Source organism: Ancylomarina sp., assembly GCF_041555295.1.
GTDB lineage: Bacteria > Bacteroidota > Bacteroidia > Bacteroidales > Marinifilaceae > Ancylomarina.
Window position 1 is genome coordinate 1 of sequence record NZ_JBFFKR010000264.1, and the last position, 4,827, is coordinate 4,827.

4 protein-coding genes are annotated in these 4,827 nt (G+C 35.9%); 3 read left to right on the forward strand and 1 reads right to left on the reverse strand.

What is annotated here, in order from left to right:
• On the reverse strand, window positions 1–479 hold a 479-nt coding region (locus ABY905_RS14165), incomplete at its 3' end, for a hypothetical protein (RefSeq protein ID WP_372644995.1).
• 1,192 nt (window positions 480–1,671) lie between these two features.
• On the opposite strand from ABY905_RS14165, the gene ABY905_RS14170 reads away from it, so the two are divergent.
• The 3 genes from ABY905_RS14170 to ABY905_RS14180 all read left to right on the forward strand — a co-directional run.
• A complete protein-coding gene (locus ABY905_RS14170) occupies window positions 1,672–2,601 on the forward strand; it encodes a carboxypeptidase-like regulatory domain-containing protein (RefSeq protein WP_372644997.1) in 930 nt (309 codons plus the stop codon).
• A 219-nt stretch (window positions 2,602–2,820) separates the two neighbouring features.
• Window positions 2,821–3,903 (forward strand): serine hydrolase domain-containing protein, encoded by a 1,083-nt coding sequence (locus ABY905_RS14175; protein WP_372644999.1) that lies wholly within the window; start codon window positions 2,821–2,823, stop codon window positions 3,901–3,903.
• 214 nt (window positions 3,904–4,117) lie between these two features.
• The coding region (locus tag ABY905_RS14180; protein WP_372645001.1) for a chemotaxis protein CheB at window positions 4,118–4,827 on the forward strand (710 nt) is incomplete at its 3' end.

Consider the following 4,827-nt stretch of genomic DNA (forward strand, 5'->3'; position numbering starts at 1 on the left):
ACAAACTGATTGGCTTTTGCGAAATGGGCGTAAGCCGATTTTGCAGCATTACGGGTTCCTTTAGCCAGTTCTCTTAAACCTAAATTATAACATTCAGGTGCTGCAAGTTGTCTGGCCATATCTTCTTCAGCTCTGAATGATTGCACATTTGAAAGTAAACGCAAGGCAGCTGGGCATCGGTTTATTTCATTGTACATTCGGTTAAGAGTCTGATATTGTGCAATTGATTTTGTGTTCTTTAACGGATCAGGTGAATTCAGAAGAGCTACAATTTCTCTTTTCGACATCTGAACTGCTAAGGGGTAACTTTCCAATAGCGCTTGTTGAGCCTTGCTTTTGTCTGGGTTCGACCTTAATCGGTCAACCGATTTTAATACGGCCGTGTAATAGTCACCATTCTGTAGTGCTTTCTCACCTGAGCTACAGGCAGCACTGATAACTGATAGTATGATTAGTGAGAAGTAAATAATCTTTTTCATAGATATTGGATTAGTTGTGTGTGCAAATTTAAATTTTTATCTGAGAGTAGGGCAATTTCAGAAATGAGTTTCCACTATTTTCTTGTTATTATCTCAGCATAATAGCCGAAATGCAAATATTGAACCAGAACAGCATAAGAGCTTAAGTTTTTATTTGTTCTGTTTTATTGTGCCAATGACCCGAGATGATAAAGCTTTGATTTCTTTGTTTTTACTGCCTTAGTTTAAATTGAATATGAACATCAGATCACACCTGCAGTTAACTTGTTTATCAATCGCACCAAACGAATGGCTCATTTAGGAAAAGCTCGGTTATTAAACGGGCTTGTAATTATGCTACAAGATTATACTGTTGTCGAAAGGCTGCTTTTTTTTCCTTCCCTGGAAAGAAAAAAGGGTATAATAAGAATGTCGATGCCTATTAGACTTGCCTTAATTGAGCTTTGTTTAGCTCTAATGAATGCGTTCTTGGCTATTTATGAAGATGAGCTTACTGAAAAGGAGATATGATCTGCTTGAATTTCTTTTGATCAATGCTAATTTGAATAGAGCAGATCTTAAATGGGATGATGGAATCTTTCATTATCGAAACGAAACTTTTGAGAACAGGCAAGGCGACTAAAAATACCGCATAGACAAAAAAAATATTGATAAAGACGTTTTGTTAGTCATATTTTGTAAATTAGATATACATAAGCGAATTTCATAAAATGGTATTGGTTTAGTGTAAATTAAGCAGAGTGGTTTTAAAGTAATGCACAAGCTTGAAAATGATTGGCATGGAATAAGGCAATACCACAAGAGCAATGGAAAAGTTGATAGAGCTTCAAGTTAAATACAGCACGAAAGGGAATGAGTAGAGTTGCCTATAATGTGCGGGAATAGAATAAAAGGAAGCGATAGCAAGCCAATAGAAGGCGAAGAGCAGGCTGATTAGTGCGAGGGTAATATGCTGGGATGCGAAAGTTGAAAAGGAGCGCGAGAAGGTATAGAGTTTTGCAAGGAAGGTAAGGCACCAAGACGCGGTAGTATGCCTTTAGATCGCGAGAGGTAGGCAATGGTTAGCGGAGCTTGAGGCGTTGGATGCGAGGGGTGGAATAAGGCACAGATTGGTCTTGTCGAGCATAGAGAAGAACGACCAATTAAATTATATGACTTCTGGAATTCAAACATATATCAAATATAATGCTCTATGGATAAGCCCCAAGCCCGAGAATACAATCAAGCTTTATGTTTTTTGGAATTTGCCAAAAAGAATTTCTTACTTCAAGATGATAAGTTTTGCCAAAAAGTAATTGCACAGATAAAAAGCTGTATTGAACGAGTCGATTCACTTAAATTGGTTCATTTCGATAAAAAATGCAGCTCAATTTCGAAGCAGAAATCCAGAGTAAATCTGGAAGACATTTGCTATCAAATTGCCAACCTGATGAAAAGCTATGGCTACTTTCATCACTTTATACCCTTTGTTCATCTAGATGGTTTTGGCAGGAACCAACTGTATAAATACTCAGGACTCAAGTTATTAATAAAATCACGATTTTTAAAGGATATGATACAAAAAGATCCACAGGAATCCCAGGAGGCTGATATAGATGAGTCTCTAAGGGATCAATTGGGTCTTGCCATTGCTGGTTTTGATAAAAAGCTGAATTCTACCACTACCAGCAGGGATGACATCAAGCGAGCCAATCAAACCATAGAGGATGAACTAAATGCCTACCATCAATTGTTGAATAAGGTGCTAAAGCCATATATGGAAGCCAAGTACAAGCATTCTCAGCCAGACTTGTACGAATATTTCGTGATGGCTATCAGTACCTATAAAATTCCCAGGCGAAAAAGAGCCTTGCAGGGCAAAATTACTGATACCGATGGTAAGCCACTACACAGAGTGCGTGTTTCGGTTGATAATAAAAAGGCTGTTGTCAAGCGGGGGACTAAGGGCAATTATTTCTTTAAAAACATGACCAATGGATCACATAAAATATTGTTCTCTTGTGAAGGATTTAAATCAGTGACTAAAAATATCCTCATTTATCCATCTCGAACAAGCCGCTTAGATATTGTGATGCAAAGGGAAAAGGCCGTCGAACTAAATGAACGTATAGCTTCCTTATAATTCCAGCATAAAACGGTTTAGCTTATGTTTGTTTCTGATGTTATTTTCATAAATATAGCTATTGTCAATTAGACTCCCTTGCTATTATACCGAAGGTCTATTGTAAAAAAAATAAAGTCCTTTGGACGTAATGTTTGATGGTGAAAGACACAATAGTAGTAACTTATAAAAAGCGATATATACACTTGTTAGGTGTGATTGAAAAAACAACCCAATACAATGAAGAAACTAATCGGAGTTTTAATTATTCTAAGTTTCGTTGGCTGCAAGACAAAAAATGAGTGTTCCTATCAGAAACCAATTGACAGAAACGATGGATTGAATGTATCTACACTTGAAGAAAACAAGTTGGACACAGCCATATTCAATAAACTTAACCATGACATCTGTAAGGGTAAATATGGGAATATACATAGTTTACTGGTGATTGAAAATAAGGACTTAGTAATAGAACAATATTATAATAATTGGGAAAATGATAGACTTCATATTTTAGCATCGAATACGAAGAGTTTCAACTCTTTATTGATTGGTGTCGCAATAGAACATGGGTATATTAAAGGCGTTGACCAAAGAATGTTAGATTTCTTCCCCGAATATGAAAATCTTAAAAAAGACAGTCTGAAAAATAAAATAACCATTAAAGATTTGTTGACTATGACATCTGGTTTTCAATGGGATGAACAGTCTTTGCCCCTTACTGACTCAAACAATATGGGTAGGCAAATGGATCAAACGGAAGACTGGCTGAAATCGTCATTAGAATTATCTATGGATACGGTACCCGGAACAAAATATGTGTATAGTGGACCTAACACTATTATTTTGAGTGAAATTATAAAAAGATCAACGGGTAAAAACATTGCAGAATTTGCTGAAGAATATCTTTTTGAACCACTCGATATCAAAGAATATAACTGGTTTTCTAAAAATGGCATTTATGATGGGGGTGGTGGACTATCTCTAAAATCAAGAGATATTGCTAAGTATGGACTTTTGCACCTGAACAAAGGAAAATGGAATAATAAAGAAATTGTATCTGAAAAATGGATAGACGAAATATTTAGCCCGTATATTGAAATCCATCATCCTGTTTATGCTTGTTATCAATGGAGAATGGTAAAGACAGTGTATGGTTTTAATGCTTGGTTTATTACTGGAAATGGTGGACAAATAATAAACATTATTCCTAAGCTAGATATGGTGATCGTAATTAATGCAGATAATAGGGAAATTCCGAAGGATAAAAGAGAACCATTAGAATATTTGATACAGGATATCATAAAAATACACTTGGAATAATAGAGAAACAATAAACCTAACACGCAATGTAGAAAAAGTGGGCGGAATGTTTTAGATTGAACAGATTAATGATAAGCAAGCGGTCTGATAAATTGAAAATCGACGAATCCAAAGTCCCTTTGCTTAATTGATACATAATCTCTTATAGGCAAAGCTGCGTGCAACAAACTTATTTTTTATGATGTAAATCATAAAAGACGTATATTTGGGAAACATGAGAAAAAGTAAATCACAAAAAGATAAGACTGCTTCGAAAGCAAAAGAAAAGCAGATTACGACTTCAATAAGTTTTCCAATTGTTGGGATTGGAGCTTCAGCAGGGGGATTGGAAGCGCTAGAACTTTTTTTTAGTAATGTTCCAAATAACAGTGGATTGGCTTATGTGGTCATTCAACATCTTGACCCTAACCGTGTGGGTATTATGCCTGAAATTCTTCAACGGATAACTGAAATGAAGGTTGTTCAAGTTAGCGATCATTTAAAGGTTCTTCCAAATCATGTGTATGTTATTCCGCCAAATAAAAGCATGTCGGTTTTAAACGGCTATCTGCATTTGTTTGAACCTATTGAATTGCGTGGTTTGCGACTTCCGATTGATTATTTTTTCCGCTCATTAGCCGATGATCAAAATGAAAACAGCATCGGGATTATTCTTTCGGGTATGGGCTCTGACGGCAGTTTGGGACTAAAAGCAATAAAAGAAAAAAACGGAATTGTTTTGGTCCAAGATCCTCTAACTGCAAAATTTGATGGAATGCCTCAAAGTGCAATAAATGCAGTAAATGTCGATATTTTGGCAGCAGCAAACGAACTACCCGAAAAATTGCTTGCTTTTCTTAAAGTGAGTCCGGGAATAGCAACGAAAACCGAAATTGACAATAAAATCAAAAGCAATCTCGAAAAAATTGTTCTCTTACTAAGAAC

Bases quoted from the DNA above. Each gene is read 5' to 3' on its own strand.
- ABY905_RS14170 (WP_372644997.1), top strand. From the start codon at position 1,672: ATGGATAAGCCCCAAGCCCGAGAATACAATCAAGCTTTATGTTTTTTG.
- ABY905_RS14175 (WP_372644999.1), top strand. From the start codon at position 2,821: ATGAAGAAACTAATCGGAGTTTTAATTATTCTAAGTTTCGTTGGCTGC.